Below are 20,333 nucleotides of genomic sequence, written 5' to 3' on the forward strand. Positions count from 1 at the left end.
CCTTCGCCGTATCAAGTGAGGAGGCCGGGGTGCTGACCTGGAGTGATGTGATTGGCTCTGAGAAAGAGCAGGACTATTTCAAGAGTACGCTGGCAACCGTCAGAGCCGAGCGGGAAGCGGGCAAGGTGATCTACCCGCCAGCCACCGATGTGTTCAATGCCTTCAAGCTGACCGAGCTGGATCAGGTCAAGGTGGTGATCCTGGGCCAGGACCCCTACCACGGCCCCAATCAGGCGCACGGGCTCTGCTTCTCCGTTCTGCCCGGCGTGCGTACGCCCCCCTCACTGGTCAACATCTATAAAGAGATGCAGCGTGACCTGCCAGGTTTCGTCACACCCAATCACGGCTTTCTCGAATCCTGGGCCAAACAAGGTGTCTTGCTGCTCAACACAGTGCTGACGGTGCAGGCCGGTCAGGCCCATTCCCACGCCCATCTGGGATGGGAGACCTTTACCGATCGGGTCATCGAGCAGATCAATGCCAGCTGTCAGGGCGTGGTGTTCCTGCTGTGGGGCGCCCACGCCCAGAAGAAGGGACGTTTCATCGACCGCCAGCGCCACTATGTGCTGACCGCGCCGCACCCGAGCCCACTCTCTGCCCACCGCGGTTTCATCGGTTGCGGTCACTTTAGCGAGACCAATCGCTTGCTGGAACAACAGGGCAAGAGTCCGATAGAGTGGAAATCTGTCTGCATCCCACTTGATTGAGTGCAAAGTTCGGGCGACAAATGACCGTATACTCAGGGACATAAGATTAATTCAGAGCCAAGGAGTGCCCATGTTATCCAGTCTGCACAAGGACCATCTCAACATCGCCCGACTTTTGGAGCTGCTCAAGCACAAGCTGGCAGCCATCCGTGCCGAAGAGCCCATCAGCTATTTTCTGGTGCGCGATGTCATCGACTACCTGCGGGAGGTCTCTGACAAGTACCACCATCCCAAGGAAGACCTCATCTATGACTACTACCTGAAATATCGGGTGGTGGAGGGTGAGGTCGCCAACCGCCTGCAGGAGGAGCACGTCAAGCTGCTGGAGGCCGGGGCCGATCTCAAGGAGATGGTGGAGATGATCCTGATGGATGCGGTGATCCCCCTCGATCAGTTCACCACCAAGCTGGAACGCTTCGTGGAGCTGCAAGAGGCACACATGAACTATGAAGAGGGGGTGATCTTCCCCCATCTGCGTGACTCCCTGACCGAGGATGACTGGCGTCATCTGGAGCAAAACTGGCAGAATCGCGCCATTGGCGACCCCCTGTTCGGGGCTGAGGTGAGCCAGCACTTCCAGGCACTGGCTAAACGCCTCTCTCTGCCGCTCACGACCGGCTAAGACGAGCCCGTACCCGCAGCGTGGCAGGTATTGTGTGAGTGCAACTTGAGTGAAAACAGAAAGGCCTCCATCCGGAGGCCTTTTGCATGGTGGAGCAAGCTTACGCCTGTGGTTTCAGGAAGTTGCGATAGAGCATGTAGAGGTGGGCCGAGCTCCAGCTGAAGTTGCTGGCCCCCTGCATGGCGCCGGTCTCCGGATTGTAGTTTTCGCGGATGGGGCCGCTGCCCGCCAAGCCCTCTGCGTTGTTGAACAGCTTGTTGACCAGAGCCTCGGCATCGCTGCGGTAGCCGTAGTTCTCCAGCCCCTTCACCCCGAAGTAGAACTGATCGAGCCATACCCGGCCGCGCCAGTAGATATTGGGGTCGTAGGCCGGGTTGGTGAGTGCGGCTGTGCCCAGCGGGATCTTTGTGTTGAACTCCTGAGCGTTGAGCATCACCTCGCGCACCCGTGCCGCTTTCTCCTTGTCGGCGACTTCTGCCCAGAGCGGGCTCCACCCTTCCGGGCCACGGCCGCGGGCGGTCAGCAATTTGCCGACGCAGCCGTTGCCGTCAGCAACATCCCCCTGAGCAATCTGACGATCGTAATAGAAGCCTGATGCCTCATCGAACATGCAGCTGTTGATGTAACCAGCCAGCTGGGTCGCGCCATCGCGGTAGCGGCTCGCGTCGTCCGGCTTGCCAAGCAGGTCGGCCATGTCTGCCAGAATGCGTTTCTCTTTGGCGAGGAAGGCGTTGAGCTCCACTGACTCCTGATCGATGGAGAAGCCGATCAAATCGCCATTGTCCTGATGGTTTTCAAAGAAGGTGACGTTCCAGTCCTGACGTGCCTTGGCCAAATCTCCGCCATAAGTCTTGTCGGCATAGCGTTGCAGCTGGCCCGGTTCGATAAAGCCGAAGCGGGCGGCGTTGTCCATGCCGGACTCCCAACCGGCGCCGTGCTGGGCACCGATATCCATGTCGCTGTAACCGCCCACGTTCAACACCTGTTGATAGAGCGGCATTCCGGCGCAGGCATACCAGCCATCCCCCTCACTGGTACAGCTGGAGAGATCCAGCCCGGCGGGAATACCGTTGGAGTACTGCACCATGAAGGTGATATTGCCGTACTCGTCGTTGTGCTCCACATGCTTGGTGGCGCCATATTCGATGATGCCGTTGCGGTTGTTGTCCCGCGCGCGGTACCACCAGTCGTGGTAGGCCTGCAGCTTGGGATACATCTCGGCGATAAAGGCCTTGTCCTTGGTGGCGCTGTAGATTTCCCAGATGGCCCAGGCGGAGAGGGGCGGCTTGGTATCGCGCTCGTTCCAGTTGCCGCCATCGCCACCGCGATCCGCCAGCTTGTTGTAGAAGACGGCATCGATCACCATGCCCGCATCCTGCGGTCGCACCGGATCATCCGGCTGCACCTGATAGTCATACATGGCGCGCACGTTGTTCTTGGCGACCTCCGGGTTGAAGTGTGCCATGGCATAGGCGTGCTTCCAGCTGTCCCAGGCCCAGACGCCGTCGAACCAGCGGGCGGTATTGGAGGGGGTCACCCCGTCGTGGAGGATGGCGCCAGCCGGGGAGCGCCAGTTGCCGTTGAGGGTCTCCATCGCCTTGACGGCGATGCGACGCTCCGACTCGGGGATCCCCTGATTGGAGAGACCCTTGGCAAGGTAGCCCTCCCAGCGGCGGATGGAGTCGGCAAAATAGCTGGCCGGGTTGGCCAGCAGGGCCTGACGGCTCTGCTGATGGCGGCTGGCGTCATCTTCGGAGTGGAGATAGCTCTGCAGGGTGTAGATATCCTCGCTCCCCTTGGCGGCCAGAGTAATGCTGGCGTCACTTTGGTAGCCCAGTGTCTTCTGGTCGAGGGTGGTGCGACTTGGCAGGGTGCGGTCGATGCGATAGCGGGCGCTGCCGCTCTGCATGATGTTCCAGGTGCTGCGCAGTTTGCCGAACTGGAATTCGATTCCTTTGTCGCTCTCGCTGATGGTGCGAGTCCAGCCTGGATATTTGCTGGCAATCGTATCTTTGGCATCCCATTGATTGAGCAACTCGCCCTGCCAGTTGAGGTTGAGGGTGAGCGGTGCATCGGTCTGATTGATGAGTCGGGTGCGGATAAGAGCGGTGCGGGCATCGCCATAACGCAGCTCCAGCTCCAGCGTAAAGGGCTCGAACTCGAAGCGTTGCACCAGCGCTCCGGGAATGGCGTACACCTCCTGCTTGCGGGCGCTGGTGAGCGGGAACGGGCGGCCGCTCGCATCGCTCAGGGTGAGCTTGTCCAGCTCGCTGGCAAAGAAGAGGCTGTACTCCTCCGAGATGACCATGGGGCCGGTAAAGCCCCCCCACTCTTTGTCGCTGGCAGGCAGCAGGAAACCGTGCCAGGCCCCCAGATCGAGCAGCGGGTTGTATTTGAGGTTGGAGTAGCTGTCAAAGTCGCGGAATTGGGTCGGTGTTCCCCGACGGTCGATCACGTCCTTGTACTGGATGGCCTGCTCCGGTTTGGCGACTGTGCTGCTCTCTGTCTGGTTATCGTTGCAGGCAGTCAGTCCGAACAGGGCGGAGCCTAGGGCTACCGAGAGTAAAGTTTTACGAAACATTTCTCGCTCCAATTCCGTTTATGTAGGTTAAAAGGAAGATTTTTTACGCTTATTTTTAGTGAAAAGGTGTTCGGTAGCCATTGTATGGCAAGAGAAAAGGGAGCGTTGGCGCGAGATCACACTCTGAAGAGGCGGCAATGTGAGCGGGAACACCGGGTTACATCAGGTTACATAAGATTGGATTTAAGTAATATTTTACTTGCCATTGCTCGCCAATCTGGCAGGGCAGGTGTGCAGGTATTGGTGGGGCGTCAGGCCGAACTCCTGTTTGAAGCGGGCGGCAAAACGGCTGGGGGAGTCATAACCGCAGGCGAGGGCGACCTCCAGCGGGGTCAGGCCCTGCTGCAACAGGTTGAGGGCGTGGCTCATGCGTACCTGAGCCAGCAACTGGCGAAAGCTGCGACCTTCGGCGGCCAGCTTGCGCACCATGGAGGCGCGGCTCATGGAGAAGTGGGGGGCCACCGCCTCCAGGGTGTGGTCGATGCCGGGTTCCACCGCCAGGTATCGGGCCAGCCGCTCTGCGAGGGTCATGGTGCTGGCGGGAAAGAGCAACCCGAGGGCGTTGGCGGCCCGCAGCTCGGCATAGAAGCCGCGAAGCAGTTCGGCCTGGGTCGCCTCGCTCAGTCCCCGTTCGGCCATGGTGCTGATGAGCTCAAAGCAGAAGGCGAGCCCGGGGGTGACCTTGACGGCGGGTTCCTCCAGATCGGCGTGGGAAGGGGCTGACTCGGCCAGCCACTCCTGCGGTGGTGGAGTCAGCAGCGTGATGGCGTGGGAGCGAAATTTGCCCTGCTCCGGCTGATTGACGAAGGTGAGCTGGTGGCCTGCCGGGATCAGCAGCCAGTGCTCCCTGTCAAATGACAGACGCCGCTCGCGCCACCACAGTTGCTTGCTCCCCTGGGTGACCCAGATGAGGGTCGGGGCGTAGATGAGCACCCGGTGAAGGGGCTGCCGGCGGATCCCGAGATAGTGGCTCTGTTGCAGCAGGGGAGTGCTCATCCGGTTGGCTCCTAGGGGGTGACGAAGGTGGCGGTCAGGGTGGCTTTGCCGAGCGCCATGCTATTGAGCATGTAGCCTACCATAGCCGGCGGGGTATCGGCCTTTACCTCTAGATCATGGGGCAGGGCCCAGGCGGTGAACTGATAGCGGTGCATGCCGTGACCTGCGGGCGGGCAGGGGCCGCCGTAACCCTGGCTGCCAAAGTCGGTGCGGATCTCCAATCCCTGCTTGAGCTTGCCTGAGGCATTGCTGGCCAGTTCGCTCTGGGTTGCAGGCAGGTTAACCACCAGCCAGTGCCACCAACCGCTGCCGGTAGGGGCATCGGGGTCATAGGCGGTAATGGCAACACTCTTGGTGCCTGCCGGCAGATCCTGCCAGCTAAGTTGGGGCGAGTGGTTGTCGCCGCTGCAGCCAAAGCCGTTGAAGCTGAACTGTTTGTCCATCAACTGGCCTTCGTGAATATCTGTGCTCTTCAGGGTCATGGCAAAGGCTGGCATGGCCGTCAGGCAGAGCAGTGGCAACAGGGCACTCTGTTTGAGCAATTTCATCGGGTGACTCCTCGTGTGGTAACGGATTCACTTTAACGAGGGCAGGGTAGAATGTTGTTGCAGAACGGCTCAATGTGAGGTCGATTGGTGAGTTAATTGAGCCTTTTGGTGGTTTTATGGCAAGAAGGTAAACGGCAGCCATAAAAAAACCGGCATCAGGGATGCCGGTTTTTTGTTTGACGATGAGAAATGCGGCTTAGCGCAGGATCATCTCGTCACGGCCCGGGCCGACGGAAACCATCGGAACCGGTACGCCGAGCAGCTCTTCGATACGCAGCACGTACTGCTGGGCAGCGCGCGGCAGCTCTTCGAAAGTGCGGCAACCGGTGATGTCTTCGCTCCAGCTTTCCATCTGCTCGTAAACCGGCTTCAGGGCAGCGGTTTGCGGCCAAATCGGGTTTTCGGTGTGGGCACCTTCGTAAGCCACGCAGATCTTCAGATCCGGCAGACCGGTCAGGCAGTCCAGCTTGGTCAGTGCCACTTCGGTGGCGGCTTGCAGCTCGACACCGTTCTTTGTGGCGACGGCATCGAAGTAACCGACATCACGGGGACGGCCAGTGGTGGCGCCGAACTCGTTGGTGATCTTGCGGAACTCGTCCTGGTTCTCCATGGCGGTCAGCAGGGTGCCGGTACCGACAGAGGAGCTGAATGCCTTGGCCACAGCGATGACGCGCTCCGGACGCAGACCCGGCAGACCGCCACCGATACCGGCGTAGGCGCCAGATACGTGGGAGGAGGTCACCCAGGGGTATTCGCCGTAGATCAGGTCACGGCCAGCGCCCAGCTGGGCTTCGAACAGCAGGGTCTTGCCTTCGGCCTGCAGCGCTTTGAGCGGCATGCTGACGTTGCACACGGCGTCGATCCAGGGTGCAGAGACTTCCAGCAGCCAGTCGGCCATCTCCTGGGCAGTCTGGGTGAATTCGAAGGAGGGGTAGATAGCCTTCATCTGCGGCAGTTTCCAGTCCAGCATGAACTGGATGCGCTCGACCAGTACGTCCGGCTGTTTCAGCCAGCCGACCAGGATCGCTTTCTTCATGACGCGATCGCCGTAGGCAGGGGCGATGCCCTGACGGGTGGAGCCATAGGCGCCATCACCCAGACGTTGCTCTTCTAGGGTATCTTCCAGCGCGTGCAGCGGCAGGCAGAGGGTTGCGCGGTCAGAGATGGCCAGCTTCGGAGTCACGCCGGAGGCTTTGACTTCGTCGAGCTCGACGGTCAGTTTCTCGGGGCTGATCACCATGCCCGGGCCGAGGACAACCAGGCAATCCGGGTTGAATACGCCACTCGGAACCTGGTGCAGCTTGAAGGTGCCAAGGTCGTTGACCACGGTGTGGCCAGCGTTGTTGCCGCCCTGGAAGCGAATGCTGGCGCCAGCTTGACCTGCCAGATAATCCACGATGCGGCCTTTGCCTTCATCACCCCAGTTAGCACCTACGACTACGATAGACGACATGACTCTTTCTCCTAAGACGTTAGGCGTCCATCCTAGGAGCCTGATGCGGATTAGAAAAATTAATTATCTTTATAATTCCGATAAGAGAACCATATAATTATGGCCAATTAAACGGCAAACCGTCCGATTTTGCCTGGCAAGCCCCGCACCTCGCGGGTTGAGGGACTCTTATGCTGGATATTCACTGGCTGCAAACCTTTGTCACCCTGGCCCGATTGCAACATTTTGGCCAGACCGCCACCGAGCTGCACATGACCCAGCCCAATGTCAGCCTGCATATCAAGCGGCTGGAGCAGGCGACCCGGGTGCGGCTGATCGAGCGCAGCCCGTTTCGCCTGACGCAGGCGGGGGAGCGGCTGCTGCAAAGCGCCGAGCGCACCATTGCCGAGTTGCAGCTCTGCCAGTCCGATCTCAATGCCCTCAACCAGCTGAGTCAGGGGACGCTGGCCATCGCCGCCAGCGACATCATCTCCCGCCTGCTGCTGATCCAGCCGTTCCAGCGCTTCAAGCGGGAGTTCCCCGGCATCGACCTTACCCTGTTCAACACCACTTCGGATCAGGCGGCCGAGCTGGTCAAGGCGGGCAAGGCGGATCTGGGTTTCGTGATGGCGCAAAAGCGCAGCGAGCCGCTCTTCTATACCGAGCTGCAACAGGTAACCTGGTGCGCGCTGGGCCACGGCCTTGCCCGCTGGCAGGCACGGGCGGTGGCGGGAGAGAGCGACCCCCTCGACGAGCCGACCCTGATCCTGCTCGGTCACGACACCCGCACCCGGGCGCTGATCGACCCGTCCCTGCCGCTGCTGGCCTTGCCCCCCTGTCGCATCATGGAGGTGGGCAGCGTGGACGCCCAGCTGGATTGGGCCGAGGCGGGCTTTGGTGTCGCCATCGTGCCGGACTTCTCCCTGCATCCGCGCCTCAACCTCACCGCGCCGGTCACCAGCCTCGGCGACTTTCCCGGTACCAGTCTGGGTTATGTGGTGCGCCAGAATCAGGTGTTGTCGCGGGCCATCAAGCAGTTGCTGCACTGGGTGGAGGAGGAGATCCAGAAGCCCAACCCCTATCTGACCCGGGTGATGGAGCCGTAGCGGGGCGGCAAGGTGAGCAGGCCTATCGGGGTGACTGCGCCGCCATCAATTGTCACTATTGAACGCGCGTAAACAATCAGGGCAGCCGAGGCTGCCCTGATGCGTTTGTGGGTGCTGACCACTCAGTGCTGCGGCGGTGTGGCTGCGCTGGTGGCAGGGGCGGGAGGCGTGTCGGTTTTATCCTGCTGCAGGGTTTCGCCAGTCACCGCGCTGCTGGCAGGCTGGGTTGCCTGCTCTTGCGGCGCAGTGGCCGCAGAGGCGCTCTGTGGCAACTGAGTCGACACGGCAGCCGATGGTGATGGAACCGTTGACGCTGCGGCAGAGGGAGCCACTCTTTCCTCCTCGGTGGTCGGCGTAGCAGTGAGTTCGGGGGTGACCTCGAGCGCCTCTTCGGGCAAGGGATTAACCTCTGTGGCTTCTGTTGCCACTGCGGCACTGCTGGTGGCGGTCGCGTCAGAGGGCGCTTCAAGGGGGGCAGTCGTCCCGTCGGCGGCACTCACCTGCTCTGTCGTGGGCACCGCTTCCGAGGTCGATGGTGCTGGTGTTAACGGCTCCGGTGTCAGCTGTTCCGCTGTTAACTGCTCGGGAGTCAGTGACAAGGGAGCTGGCGGTTGATCCGACATTCCCGCATGGAGGGGCAGCTCGGTTTGCGCTTGCAACTGCTCGGGCGTCACCTTGCTCAGGGCAGGATGCAGCCGACTGAACTGTTTGACCCGGGCCAGCAGGGTATCGCGCACGGTACGGACGATGGGGTCCGGCAGGCTGGCCAGCGCCACCAGTTCGGCACTCATCCCGATGTTGTTGATGGCGGTGGTCTGCCCCGGATAGAGGTTGGCGGCGATGCGGCTGCGCTGGTAGTAGGGGTGTTGTTTGAGCAGCCTGTCGATCTGCTCCCCTTCGATGGGGATGAGGCGCACCTTGCAGCGGCTGATCAGATCGCCGACCGCCAGACTGGGGTGACCGGCTACCACAAACGCGGCATCCAGCGAGCCATCGCACAGCCCTTCCAGCGGTTCGCTGTCCGACTTGAGTTGATAGGCAGCAAACTGCCCGGGTTGCCATCCCATGGCTGCCATCAGGGCCTGGCTGGTGATCTGCTCACCGGCGCCCTTGTTGCCCGGATAGACCCGCTTCCCTTCGATATCTGCCAGGGTGGTGATGCCGCTATTGGGGGCGGCCAGCAGGGTCAGCGACTCCTGATAGAGGCGAAACAGGCTGCGCAGCTCATGGTTGGCCCCCTGCCCACTGAAGGGACCGGTGCCGTGCAGGGCGTGGTGCAATACATCGGATTGTACCAGTGCCAGCTGTACGTCCCCCTCGTCGAGTGCCTTGAGGTTGGCCATCGAGCCACGGGTGCTCTGCACGGAGCAGCTGTCCCCATGCAGGGCATGGCCGGCATTGAGCACCCGGCAGATGGCGCCACCGGTCGGGTAGTAGACCCCATTGAGCGGGCCTGTTCCGATAGTCAGCGCCTGGCTGCCAAAGGGGAGCAGCGCAGAGAGTGCACAGAGGGGAAGCAGAAGGTGATGCAAGATCCGTAGAGACATAATTGACCGTTGACTGAGTTGACCGCTGGCTAATGACACAGGGAAAAAGGGATGGGGCTTGCCCATCCCGTTGCTGGCTGATCAGGGCTTGTTGTTGAGGATTGCCCGCTCCATCCGCGCCAGCGCATCGGTCAGCCGTGCCCTGGTGCAGCCGAAGTTGAGCCGCACGAACTGACCGTCGCCAAACTGGGCGCCGGGAGAGAGACCAACGCCGGCCTGCTCGAAGAAGGCGATGGGATCGGCAAGGCCAAGGGCGCTCACATCGATCCAGGCCAGATACGTCGCCTGATGGTTGGCCAGCTTGACGCCGGGCCAGCGGGCAACCGCCTGCTGGATCAGGGCCAGATTGGCCGCCAGATAGTCGAGCTGCTCGGTCAGCCACTGTTCGCCACCCTCATAGGCCGCTTCGGCGGCGACAAAACCCAGCAGGTTGACGTCTGCGCTGATGCCGCGCATCGCCTGTTGCAGCCTGAAGCGCAGACGGGCGTTGGGGATAATGGCGAAGGAGCAGCAGAGACCGGCGATATTGAAGGTCTTGCTCGGGGCCATCATCACCGCGCAGCGCTCGGCCGCTTGCGCACTGATGGCGCCGTAGGGAATGTGGCGGGCGTTTTTATCCAGCAGCAGATCGCAGTGGATTTCATCGGAGCAGATCACCAGATTGTGGCGCGCGGCGATGGCATCGATGGCCAGCAGCTCGTCACGGGTGAAGATGGTGCCGCCCGGGTTGTGGGGGTTGCAGAGCAGCAGCAGATCTGCGGCGGGAGCCTGACGCTCCAGCTCTGCCAGATCCAGCACCCAACGACCCGCCTCTTCAATCATCGGCACGGTGAGCAGGGGACGATCATTGAAGCCCGGCGCCTGCAGGAAGGGGTAGTAGACCGGCTTGGGGGTGATGATACCGCGGCCATGCTGGCTCCACGCCTTGCAGGCAAGGTTGAGCCCCGGCACCACGCCGGGCAGGAACACCAGCCATTCGGGCTCGATGGCCCAGCCATAGCGGGTCGCCATCCGTTCGATAATGAGTTCGATCAGGCGCGGCGAGGGGCGTGAATAGCCGAAAATGCCGTGGGCGACCCGTTTGGTCAACGCCTCGATCACGGACGGGGGGGAGACAAAGTCGGTATCGGCAACCCACATGGGCAGCACATCCTGACCCTTGTACTTGTCCCATTTCAGGCTCATGGTGCCACTGCGGTCTACTTCCTGATCAAAATCAAACATGCGAACTCCTTGTGCTGGCAGGATGGGCTTTCACTCTACGGGGTCGCGGCCTCCCTCGCAAGGCGCACACCTGCTTATGCATCCTTGAGCCCGCTCTTGATAGTGACATAAGATAGGCGCCGAATTTTCATACGGCTGCCGCCCGTTAGCCCGTATCGTCCCTCCAACCAGTGGTAACCCTATGAGCTTGTCGATAGCGGCGGTCAAACGCCCGGACCCCGTCTCTCTTTCGTTTCTTGCCGTGACCTTTATGACCGGCGTCGCGGTGGCACTGCAGGTGCCTACCTTAAGTCTGTTTCTGGCCGAAGAGGTGCAGGTGCGCCCCTTTCTGGTAGGGCTCTTCTATACCATCAATGCGGTAGTGGGCATTCTGGTCAGTCAGTGGTTGGGCCATCGCTCCGACAACAAGGGGGATCGCAAGCGACTGATCCTGCGCTGCTGCTTTGCCGGGGTGGCGCTCTCCTTGCTGTTTGCCTGGAACCGCAACTACTGGCTGCTGGCGAGTCTGGGGGTGATGCTGGCGGCGCTGGCGGCCACTGCCAGCCCCCAGCTGTTTGCGCTGGCGCGGGAGTACTCCGACAGCCGCAACCGGCGGGCGGATATGTTCAGCTCGGTGATGCGGGCCCAGTTTTCGCTGGCCTGGGTCATCGGCCCGCCCATCGCCTTCGCGCTGGCCATCGGCTACGGTTTCGAGCTGATGTACCTGGCCTCGGCACTGGCCTACCTGCTCTGCGCTCTGGTGGTGTGGCGCTGGCTCCCCTCTCTGCCTTTGCCCAAGATGGCTGAAGAGACAGAGCGGGTCAGCAGCTGGCGGGATCCGGCGGTGCGGGCACTCTTTATCGCCTCAACCCTGATGTGGACCTGCAACAGCATGTACCTCATCAATATGCCGCTTTACATCACCCGAGAGCTCGGGATGGATGAGAAGCTTGCCGGTATCCTGATGGGCACGGCAGCTGCGCTGGAGATCCCCTTCATGCTGCTGGCTGGTTATTACACGGCTCGCTTTGGCAAGCGCCCCATGATGTTGCTGGCGGTGCTGGCTGGCGCGGCCTTTTACACCGGTCTGGTGACCCTCACCGACCAATACGCCCTGATCGCCTTGCAGCTGTTCAACGCCATCTTCATCGGTATCGTGGCGGGGATCGGCATGTCCTACTTTCAGGATCTGATGCCGGGGCGAGCTGGGGTGGCGACCACCCTGTTTGCCAACAGCATCCGCACCGGCTCCATCATGGCGGGGGCCATCGCCGGTGTGGTGGCGGAGGTGTGGAGTTTCCACGGGGTCTTTATGGTGGCGCTGGGATTGGCACTGGTGGCACTGGCCGCCAGCTGGCGGGTGCCCAACGTCTGACGGGGGATCTGGCTGTTATTTGTCGTGCCTGGGCTGGGCGTGCGGGAGCTGCGATGATTCGCCCTGATATTCGTTGCGCAGGCAGCGCAGCAGCAGCTCGGTCGCAGGGCCGAGAGATTCGGGGGAGAGGGTCAGCAGATAGGTGTAGAGGTGGCGCTCGTTGCCGCTCTCCAGATCCAGCTGTATGAGTGACCCTTCCGCCAGCTCCCGCTCTACCAGATGGCGCGGCAGCCAGGCATAGCCGAGGCCAAGGCGCAGCATGGCGAGCACTTCGTGGTAGTGGGTTGCCTTCCAGCCGGTGTCATCCGCATCGTTCCAGTCCACCGAACGGTGAATGGGGGGATGAAGGCTGATCTGGTTGTGGCTGGTCAGCACATCGCTGCGGATGGGCCCCTCCTCTTGCGCCAGCGGATGGCTGGCGGCGCAGAGGGGCAGCAGGCACACCTCGTCCAGCAACAGGCCGGTGCGATCGCCGGGCAGGTGCTCGGAGAGCATCAGATCCCCCGGTTGCAGGGCGTTGAAGTGGCAGTGAATGCGTTCGTGCAGGTTGACCCGGCAACCCCGGCTGCGGGGGTAGAAGCTGGCCAAGGCCCGATAGAGGCGATCCCTTGGCTGCAGCGCCGAGACATAGAGGTTGATCTGCGGCTCCCACTGCCGCTCCAGGTTGTTGGCCAGATTCTCCAGCTCCTCCACCTGCTGGCTCAACTGACGGGCCCGCTTGAGGAAGATCTCGCCCGCCGGTGTCAGCACCGCCTTGCGGCCGCGCACCTCCAGCAAGGGCACCCCCAGACTTTGCTGCAACTTCGCAACCGCATGATTGAGGGAGGACTGGCTCTTGTTCAGCGCCTCGGCCGCCTGGGCGTAGCCGCCGCAGTCGACCACCGCCTGAAAGATCCGCCATTGCTCAAACGTGCTCTTGGGACGAAACATAGTTCAACCTGATTGGAGATAGGATGGTCAGTGGTTCGAACAGGGAGCCTGTGCTCCCTATTCAATTTAACCCCTGCCGCACAACACTCTGGGTATTTTATTGATTTATTTGGGCTGAGCCGCCTGTTTATTTTGGCTGAGCCACAAAGGTCTGGCCGGTTTTGCCGCGGCTGTCCGACCCCATCAGGTAGAGGTAGAGCGGCATCAGGTCGGCCGGAGTCTTGAGGTTCATGGGATCTTCCGCCGGGAAGGCGCTGGCGCGCATCTTGGTGCGGGTACCGCCCGGGTTGAGGGTATTGACCCGCACGCCTGTGTTCTCCAGCTCGTCGGCCAGCACTTCCATCATCCCCTCAATGGCAAATTTGGAGATGGCATAGGTGCCCCAGTAGGCGCGCCCCTTGCGTCCCACGCTGGAGGAGGTGTAGATGATGGAGGCATCGCCCTGCGCCTTGGCTGTCTGGCGCAAGAGCGGCAGCAGCGCCTGGGTCAGCAGGAATTCCGATTTGACGTTGACCTGCATCACCTCGTCCCACTCCTTCTCCTGAATGTGTTCAAACGGAGAGAGGGTGCCAAGCAGACCGGCGTTGAACAGCACGCCGTCGAGGCGGCCAAACTGCTGGGCGAAGGTTTCGGCCATGCCGCGGTAGTGGGCGGCGGTGGCCCCTTTCAGATCCACCGGCACGATGGCGGGCAGCGGATAACCGGCCGCTTCAATCTGGTCATACACGGCTTCGAGTTTGGCGCTGGTGCGGCCGAGCAGGATCACGGTGGCACCGTGAGCGGCGTAGGTGAGGGCGGCTTCGCGGCCGATCCCATCGCCGGCACCTGTGACCAGAATGACTTTATCCTTGAGCAGATCGCGGGGTGCCTGATAATCGAGCATGACAACTCCTGTTAACAAATTCCGGCCATAAGTGCATGGCAATCGGCGCCAAGTGTACTGATCCGCGCGCCTGTTTGACCAGCCAGCGGCAAGAAAAATGTGAAGAAAATAGAGAGGTTGTGATGCTCGGGTTGGTTTTTCCGGACACTGGCTGCGATTTTTTGCGTGCCTCCATCAAACTCCCTAGAATGTGACGAAAACCGATCCATTCTGGAGTCCATCGTGACATTTCTGACCGAATATGGCCTGTTTCTGGCCAAGACAGTGACCTTCCTGCTGGCCATCGGCGCCATCATCCTGATGATCGTCAGCACTCGCCAGCCGAAAGCGCGCAAGGGTGAGCTGGTGGTGACCGATCTCTCGAGCGAGCTGGAGCAGGGGCAATTTGCGCTCAAGAGCGCGCTCGCCAGCAAGGCCGAGCGCAAGGTGATGGAAAAGCAGCAGAAAGAGGAGCAGAAAAAACGCGCCAAGGCGGGGGATGAGCGCAGTCGCCTGTTCGTGCTCGATTTCAACGGCAGCATGGATGCCAAAGAGGTGGCCTCCCTGCGCGAAGAGGTGAGCGCGGTGATTGGCGTCGCCCAGCCCGGCGACGAAGTGCTGCTGCGACTCGAATCCGGTGGCGGCGTGGTGCATGGCTATGGCTTGGCCGCTTCCCAGTTGCAGCGACTGCGCGATCGTGACATCAAGCTCACCGTGGCTATCGACAAGGTGGCGGCGAGTGGCGGCTACATGATGGCCTGTGTGGCGGACAAGATCCTGGCTGCCCCCTTTGCCATCGTCGGCTCCATCGGGGTGATCGCCCAGCTGCCGAACTTCAACAAGTTGTTGAAAAAGCATGACATCGAATTCGAGATGCACACCGCCGGTCAGTACAAGCGCACCATCACCATGTTCGGTGAGAACGACGATCTGGGGCGCGAGAAGTTTCGCGAGGAGCTGGCGGCGATCCACGAGCGCTTCAAGGCCTTTGTGGCCGAACACCGCCCGCAACTCGATATCGATCAGGTCACGACCGGTGAGCACTGGCTGGCAAGTCAGGCAAAGGGGCTGGGGTTGGTAGATACCCTCTGCACCAGTGATGATTATCTGCTGGCGCAGGCCAGCCACCACAAGGTGATCGGCATCAGTTATCGCAAACCAAAAAGCCTGACCCAGAAGCTGGGGCAGCAGGGCGCGCAGGCGCTGGAAGCCGGACTGGGGCGTCTGTGGCAGCAGAGCCCCTGGCGCTAGCTCGAGGGAAATCCCGTGATAACAAGGCCAGCCGATGCCCATCAGCTGGCCTTTTTGCATCCGGTTGCACCTTGTCGGTGAGCGAGGGTTGTTTCTATTGAGGCCCTCTGTTACAACTGAATGCTTTCCCCGTTTATGACAGGATCTTGTGGTAAGAGCTGCGGGGCATGGAGCATAGCGATGTCATGGAGCACCTTCAGGCAATTTACCCCGCTGGTCTGGATCGTCATTCTGGGCACCTTTATGGTGCGTACCAGCTACTACATGGTGTGGCCCTTCCTCTCCATTCTGCTCTATCGGGAGTATGACCTTTCGGCCACCTTCATCGGCCTGTTGCTGGGGGGCTCGATGGCCCTCTCTACCCTGGTCAGTTTTTACGGCGGCTGGCTCTCTGATCGCTTCGGGCGGCGCAGCATACTGCTGGCCGGTTGTCTGGTGGCGATGATCTGTTTCGGCCTGCTCGGTTTTTCGCACGAAGTTTTCTGGCTCGGAGTCGGGGTGATGGGCAGCGGCCTCTCGTCGGGGCTCATCGATGCCCCCGGCAAGGCGCTGATGGCCGACAGTCTGGCCTCGGCCAAGGCGAGGGAGCTGGCACTGCACCTGCGCTATTTTCTGCTCAACCTGGGGGCGGCGTTGGGGCCTCTGCTCGGGGTGACCCTCGGGATCAACGCCCAGCAGGAGACCTTCCTGTTTCTGGTGGTGAGCTATCTGCTGCTGGCGCTGGCCTTTGGCTGGGGATTTCGCCGGGCTGGCAACACAGGTAAGCCGGGGGCAGCAGGCCCCGGACTGCGGGATGCCATCAAGGTGTTGCTGGCGGATCGTGCCTTCCTGCTGCTGGTGATGGCCAATCTCCTGATGGTGCTGGTCTACTCCCAGTTTCACTCGCCGCTGGTGCAATACCTGACCCGGGCCGGTATGCCGCAGGTGGCCGAACTGGTTGCTCTGCTGGTGGCGACCAATGCCCTGACCGTGGTGCTGCTGCAATTTCCGCTGCTGCGGTTGTTGTCACGCTGGCCGGTGCGGGTACGGCTTCATATCGGCATGGCGCTCTTTCTGGCGGCTCAATTGCTCTTTGCGCTGGGGGACCCGATGGTGCGCAGCCACTGGTTTGGCGCCGTGCTGTTGCTCAGCATTGGCGAGACCATCCTCTTCCCCCTGCTCAACGTGCTGATCGACCAGATGGCTCCCGCTCATCTCAAGGGGAGCTACTTTGGTGCCAGCGCACTGGCCGGGTTGGGAGGAGCCGCCGGCGCCCTGCTGGGAGGCTGGATCCTCGAGCAGTGGAGCGGTCAGTTGCTCTATGTGCTGATGGCGCTGCTTTGTGTGGCGATTTTTGCGCTTTATGAAGCAGGCGCCCGACATCATGGTCGGCGAAGTGCCCGGCAGGAGTCGGTGATAGGCTAACCGGGCTGACTTCGCCGCTGGCCAGCCCCTTATGGTTCAGAAGGTCAGCACCTTGTCGGCAGCCAGGGTCCATTGGGCCAGCATCGGCAGGGTGCCGACCTCAATGCCCTCGATCAGCGGCAGGGCGGTGATGCCACGGGCATCGGTGCAGGTCTTGCACAGGCGAATGGTGACGCCTTGTGCCAGCAGGATCTCCAGCATCTGGCGCAGGTTGTACCCTTCGGCCGGAGCCTGACCGGCCAGCGCCGCGCTCACCGCATCGGACATCAAGAACAGCTTGAGGCTGGCACCCCTCTGTTCGTTGAGGGCGATAGCGAGACGCAGGGCGTTGAACAGGGATTCGCTGCCATAGGGGGCACCGTTGGCAATGACCACAATTTGTTGATTCATAACAGACTCCCGATTGGAAAGAGCGCCATTGTAGAGCCAACAGGGTGGCAATTGCGTGATGTCGCACAACTTCTGTCGCACCTTTTTCCCGCTTGCTTGACCCTGCTGCCGATCAAGGTTTTTATGGTCAGCTCGCAAACAAGACCGGATGAATCGAGATGTGGAAAGTATTGGGAGCCGGCTTGCTGCTGTTGGCGGGTCAGGCCTTTGGCAGTGAGGCGGTCGGTTGCAAGGCTCGTCTGCAGGCCGTCAACGACCAGCTGGTGTTTGCCAAAGCACACAATAACGCCGGGCAGATTGCCGGGCTGGAACAGGCCGCGCGCAATATCAAGGTCAACTGTACCGATGAAGGTCTGCTCAAGGAGCAGAAAGAGCGGGTTAACAAACTGCGCGGCGAGGTGGACGAGCGTCTGCTCGAGTTGCAGGAGGCGAGAGTCAGTGGCAAACCGGAGAAGATTGCCAAGCGCCAGGCCAGGCTGGAGGAGTCCCAGACCCGGATGCTGGAGGCCCAGCGGGAGCTGGACAAACTGATCCGGCTGGTCGGCAAGTGATAGCCAGCCGCTGCACGCAGGATCAAAAAAGGCCGATTATTCGGCCTTTTTTTCGTTTTACGGTCTGTGCATCCGCACAAACTTCTCCATCAGCTGATCTTCGGTCTCCACATGAGCGGGATCCCAGATGATGCAGTCGATAGGGCAGACACTGATGCAGGTCGGCTTCTCATAGTGACCGACGCACTCGGTGCAGCGACTGGGGTCGATCTCGTAGATCTCCTCACCCAGGCTGATAGCCTGGTTGGGGCACTCGGGATCGCACATGTCACAGTTGATGCACTTGTCGGTGATGAGCAGCGCCATCTCAGGCCGCCGTGTGCGGGTTGCGGGTATCCTGGCTGTCGCCCAGATTGCGCAGCAAAATGCCGTAGTTCACATCCAGATCTTTCGGGACTGGCACATAGACCACGTGACCGTTGCCCGGCGCGGTATCGATAAGCTCGCCCTTGCGGTTCTCCATCTGCTCCAGATTGAAACGGACGTTGCCCTGCGGGGTCATCAGCTCCAGGTTGTTGCCCACCAGGAACTTGTTCTTCACCTCGACCTCGACCATGTCACCTTTGCGACCGGTGATCTCGCCGACAAACTGCTGGGTGTCGGAGACGGAGTAGCCGTAGTCGTAGTTCTGGTATTCGCTGTGGTTGTGACGGCGCAGGAAGCCCTCGGTATAGCCGCGGTGGGCCAGATTTTCGAGGGTGCCCATCAGGCTGCGGTCGAACGGACGACCTGCCACTGCATCGTCGATGGCCTTGCGGTAAACCTGAGCGGTACGGGCGCAGTAATAGAAAGACTTGGTGCGCCCTTCGATTTTCAGGGAGTGAACGCCCATCTTGGTCAGTCGCTCGACGTGCTCGACGGCACGCAAGTCCTTGGAGTTCATGATGTAGGTGCCGTGTTCGTCCTCGAACGCGCTCATGTACTCGCCCGGGCGGTTGGACTCTTCCAGCAGCACAAGGGCATCAGTCGGCTTGCCAAGGCCCAGGGTGTTGTCCGGACGCACTTTGATCGGCTCCTGACGGTGGACGATCTGGCCCACGTCATCTTCTTTACCCTCGTGCACCTTGTACTCCCAGCGGCAGGAGTTGGTGCAGGTGCCCTGGTTGGGGTCACGCTTGTTGATATAGCCGGAGAGCAGGCAGCGGCCGGAGTAGGCCATGCACAGCGCGCCGTGAACGAACACTTCCAGCTCCATCTCCGGCACCTGCATGCGGATCTCCTCAATCTCGTCCAGCGACAGCTCGCGGGAGAGGATGGCCCGAGTCAGGCCCATTTGATGCCAGAATTTCACCGTGGCCCAGTTGACCGCGTTGGCCTGCACCGAGAGGTGAATGGGCATATCCGGGAAGGCTTCACGCATCATCATGATGAGACCTGGGTCGGACATGATCAGCGCATCCGGCTTCATCTCAACCACAGGGCGCATGTCGCGGATAAAGGTCTTGAGCTTGGAGTTGTGGGGCTGGATGTTGGCCACCACATAGAACTGCTTGCCCAGTGCATGGGCTTCGTTGATGCCCAGCTGCAGGTTTTCGTGATCGAATTCGTTGTTGCGCACCCGCAGGCTGTAGCGGGGCTGACCGGCATAGACGGCATCAGCGCCATAGGCATAGGCGTAACGCATGTTCTTGAGGGAACCTGCGGGGGAGAGCAATTCTGGTTTAAACATGGCGGACTCTTTATATCTGATTGCAAATCAGGACGATGCCACCTGATGGCATCGTAGTGGTTGAGTTGCGGTGCAAGATGCCCTCCGAGAGGAGGCTCAATGCAGCGCGACCCGATGACGGCATATCCGGGGCCTATCTACAGACGATGCGCCGGATATTCGGGGTGCGAGATTGTACTCGCCCCCACGTCATCATGCAATTTGGCAGGAAATTGTTGGCAGCGCGAGCCGACAGGATGCCGAAATGAAACAGCCTCTCAGGCCCAACGGGAGAGGGGGGCGGGCATGGCGTAGACGTAACCCTGTTGATAGTGACAGCCGAGCTGGTCGGCAATCTCGATATGGGTCTGGTTTTCCACCCCTTCGCACACCACCTTCATGCCGAGTCGCTGCAGGTACTCCACCAGTCCGGTCAGCATGCGCAAGGCATGGCTACTCCTGGTCGCTTGCAGCAGCAGAGAGCGATCCAGCTTGATGACCTCGTAGGGGAGCGCCATCACTCGTTGAAAATTGCACTCCTGGGTGCCAAAGTCATCGCAGGCGATATGGGCACCGTGGCTGCGCAGTACCTCGATCAGGGCCAACTCCTTGCGCTCTAGCGGGGCGTACTCCACCACCTCGAACCAGATTGCGATATCCAGCTTGCGGGCCTGCAAGAGAGTGAGCAACAGCAGGTTCTTATATGTAGGGCTCTCAAAAGCGGGGTTGAGGTTTATCGAGAGGGTACAAGGAGCATGGCGTGCCAGCACGGTCAGATCACGCCAAATGGCTCTGAGCATGACGATATCCACATGCAGGGACTCGTCATCGCTGAGAGAGGGAAAGTCTATTCCCTGATAGCGCTGCTGGCGAGGTTCCCAGCGTCTGGCCAGCGCCTCAAAGCCGATGATCTGGCGATCCCGGTCAACGATTGGCTGATAAAAGGGCACGGCAATGTCCGCTGTCGTCAGGGATGCCACGTCACCGACCGGAAACTCTTCTTTAAACGCAAACATGTCACTTCCCTGCTGACTGAGATGATTTCGGATAATAGGGGAGGATGTTGAAAGCTGGCTGTAGGAATTGTCTGATTTTTTGCAGAAAAAATACGTTGGCAGTATCAGATTATTCCGATTAAGTCCGCTGTGTGGATTATCTAGACTGGCCTCAATGACGAATC

Annotated in this window: 19 protein-coding genes; 7 read left to right on the forward strand and 12 right to left on the reverse strand. The window is 60.6% G+C overall.

Annotation, left to right across the window (positions count from 1 at the left end; translation table 11 throughout):
* Positions 1 to 29: 29 nt before the first annotated feature.
* Positions 30 to 707 carry a uracil-DNA glycosylase gene (gene ung / locus BN1139_RS07255; RefSeq protein ID WP_005353881.1) on the forward strand — a complete coding sequence of 226 codons (678 nt, stop codon included), beginning with the start codon at positions 30 to 32 and terminating at the stop codon, positions 705 to 707.
* A 70-nt stretch (positions 708 to 777) separates the two neighbouring features.
* Positions 778 to 1,329, forward strand: coding sequence for a hemerythrin domain-containing protein (locus tag BN1139_RS07260; RefSeq protein WP_005353878.1), 552 nt, complete (start codon positions 778 to 780; stop codon positions 1,327 to 1,329).
* 100 nt (positions 1,330 to 1,429) lie between these two features.
* On the opposite strand, the gene ygjK is transcribed toward BN1139_RS07260, so the two are convergent.
* From ygjK to BN1139_RS07280, 4 genes are all read right to left on the reverse strand, one after another.
* Entirely contained in the window at positions 1,430 to 3,910 is a 2,481-nt protein-coding gene (gene ygjK, locus BN1139_RS07265; protein WP_005353876.1) for an alpha-glucosidase, read from the reverse strand.
* Positions 3,911 to 4,105: 195 nt separating this feature from the next.
* Positions 4,106 to 4,906, reverse strand: a complete 801-nt coding sequence (locus BN1139_RS07270) for a helix-turn-helix transcriptional regulator (RefSeq protein WP_005353874.1) — start codon at positions 4,904 to 4,906, stop codon at positions 4,106 to 4,108.
* Between the two features lie 11 nt (positions 4,907 to 4,917).
* Positions 4,918 to 5,454, reverse strand: a complete 537-nt coding sequence (locus BN1139_RS07275; RefSeq protein WP_005353872.1) for a YbhB/YbcL family Raf kinase inhibitor-like protein — start codon at positions 5,452 to 5,454, stop codon at positions 4,918 to 4,920.
* A 196-nt stretch (positions 5,455 to 5,650) separates the two neighbouring features.
* Entirely contained in the window at positions 5,651 to 6,907 is a 1,257-nt protein-coding gene (locus BN1139_RS07280; protein WP_005353870.1) for an adenylosuccinate synthetase, read from the reverse strand.
* 170 nt (positions 6,908 to 7,077) lie between these two features.
* Here BN1139_RS07280 and BN1139_RS07285 point away from each other — a divergent pair, with 170 nt between their 5' ends.
* On the forward strand, positions 7,078 to 7,992 hold the full coding sequence (locus BN1139_RS07285) for a LysR family transcriptional regulator (protein ID WP_005353868.1): 915 nt from the start codon (positions 7,078 to 7,080) through the stop codon (positions 7,990 to 7,992).
* Between the two features lie 122 nt (positions 7,993 to 8,114).
* On the opposite strand, the gene BN1139_RS07290 is transcribed toward BN1139_RS07285, so the two are convergent.
* Both BN1139_RS07290 and BN1139_RS07295 read right to left on the reverse strand, forming a co-directional pair.
* A complete protein-coding gene (locus BN1139_RS07290) occupies positions 8,115 to 9,539 on the reverse strand; it encodes a TAXI family TRAP transporter solute-binding subunit (RefSeq protein WP_005353866.1) in 1,425 nt (474 codons plus the stop codon).
* Positions 9,540 to 9,620: 81 nt separating this feature from the next.
* Complete coding sequence (locus BN1139_RS07295) at positions 9,621 to 10,763, reverse strand: MalY/PatB family protein (protein WP_005353864.1); 1,143 nt, start codon at positions 10,761 to 10,763, stop codon at positions 9,621 to 9,623.
* Positions 10,764 to 10,944: 181 nt separating this feature from the next.
* On the opposite strand from BN1139_RS07295, the gene BN1139_RS07300 reads away from it, so the two are divergent.
* The gene (locus tag BN1139_RS07300) at positions 10,945 to 12,117 is read left to right on the forward strand and encodes an MFS transporter (protein WP_005334914.1); all 1,173 of its coding nucleotides are present in this window, start codon (positions 10,945 to 10,947) and stop codon (positions 12,115 to 12,117) included.
* Between the two features lie 15 nt (positions 12,118 to 12,132).
* Here BN1139_RS07300 and BN1139_RS07305 read toward each other — a convergent pair whose 3' ends face one another.
* Both BN1139_RS07305 and BN1139_RS07310 read right to left on the reverse strand, forming a co-directional pair.
* Positions 12,133 to 13,047, reverse strand: a complete 915-nt coding sequence (locus BN1139_RS07305) for a LysR family transcriptional regulator (protein ID WP_005353862.1) — start codon at positions 13,045 to 13,047, stop codon at positions 12,133 to 12,135.
* Between the two features lie 127 nt (positions 13,048 to 13,174).
* Positions 13,175 to 13,930 carry a YciK family oxidoreductase gene (locus BN1139_RS07310; protein WP_005353861.1) on the reverse strand — a complete coding sequence of 252 codons (756 nt, stop codon included), beginning with the start codon at positions 13,928 to 13,930 and terminating at the stop codon, positions 13,175 to 13,177.
* A 222-nt stretch (positions 13,931 to 14,152) separates the two neighbouring features.
* Here BN1139_RS07310 and sohB point away from each other — a divergent pair, with 222 nt between their 5' ends.
* Positions 14,153 to 15,160, forward strand: coding sequence for a protease SohB (gene sohB / locus BN1139_RS07315; protein ID WP_005353858.1), 1,008 nt, complete (start codon positions 14,153 to 14,155; stop codon positions 15,158 to 15,160).
* 180 nt (positions 15,161 to 15,340) lie between these two features.
* Entirely contained in the window at positions 15,341 to 16,564 is a 1,224-nt protein-coding gene (locus tag BN1139_RS07320; protein WP_005353855.1) for an MFS transporter, read from the forward strand.
* A 36-nt stretch (positions 16,565 to 16,600) separates the two neighbouring features.
* Here the strand turns inward: BN1139_RS07320 and BN1139_RS07325 are convergent, their stop codons facing one another.
* Positions 16,601 to 16,954 carry a DsrE/DsrF/TusD sulfur relay family protein gene (locus BN1139_RS07325; RefSeq protein ID WP_005353854.1) on the reverse strand — a complete coding sequence of 118 codons (354 nt, stop codon included), beginning with the start codon at positions 16,952 to 16,954 and terminating at the stop codon, positions 16,601 to 16,603.
* 158 nt (positions 16,955 to 17,112) lie between these two features.
* Here BN1139_RS07325 and BN1139_RS07330 point away from each other — a divergent pair, with 158 nt between their 5' ends.
* Positions 17,113 to 17,505: a DUF1090 domain-containing protein gene (locus BN1139_RS07330; RefSeq protein WP_005353852.1), complete on the forward strand. Its 393-nt coding sequence runs from the start codon at positions 17,113 to 17,115 to the stop codon at positions 17,503 to 17,505.
* Positions 17,506 to 17,562: 57 nt separating this feature from the next.
* Here BN1139_RS07330 and BN1139_RS07335 read toward each other — a convergent pair whose 3' ends face one another.
* From BN1139_RS07335 to BN1139_RS07345, 3 genes are all read right to left on the reverse strand, one after another.
* A complete protein-coding gene (locus BN1139_RS07335; RefSeq protein WP_005353850.1) occupies positions 17,563 to 17,811 on the reverse strand; it encodes a YfhL family 4Fe-4S dicluster ferredoxin in 249 nt (82 codons plus the stop codon).
* Between the two features lies 1 nt (position 17,812).
* Positions 17,813 to 19,174: a prephenate-dependent tRNA uridine(34) hydroxylase TrhP gene (trhP, locus tag BN1139_RS07340; protein WP_005353849.1), complete on the reverse strand. Its 1,362-nt coding sequence runs from the start codon at positions 19,172 to 19,174 to the stop codon at positions 17,813 to 17,815.
* A gap of 257 nt (positions 19,175 to 19,431) precedes the next feature.
* Positions 19,432 to 20,169 carry an EAL domain-containing protein gene (locus BN1139_RS07345; protein WP_005353847.1) on the reverse strand — a complete coding sequence of 246 codons (738 nt, stop codon included), beginning with the start codon at positions 20,167 to 20,169 and terminating at the stop codon, positions 19,432 to 19,434.
* Positions 20,170 to 20,333 lie beyond the last annotated feature (164 nt).

This window comes from Aeromonas veronii bv. veronii, assembly GCF_000820225.1.
GTDB lineage: Bacteria > Pseudomonadota > Gammaproteobacteria > Enterobacterales > Aeromonadaceae > Aeromonas > Aeromonas veronii.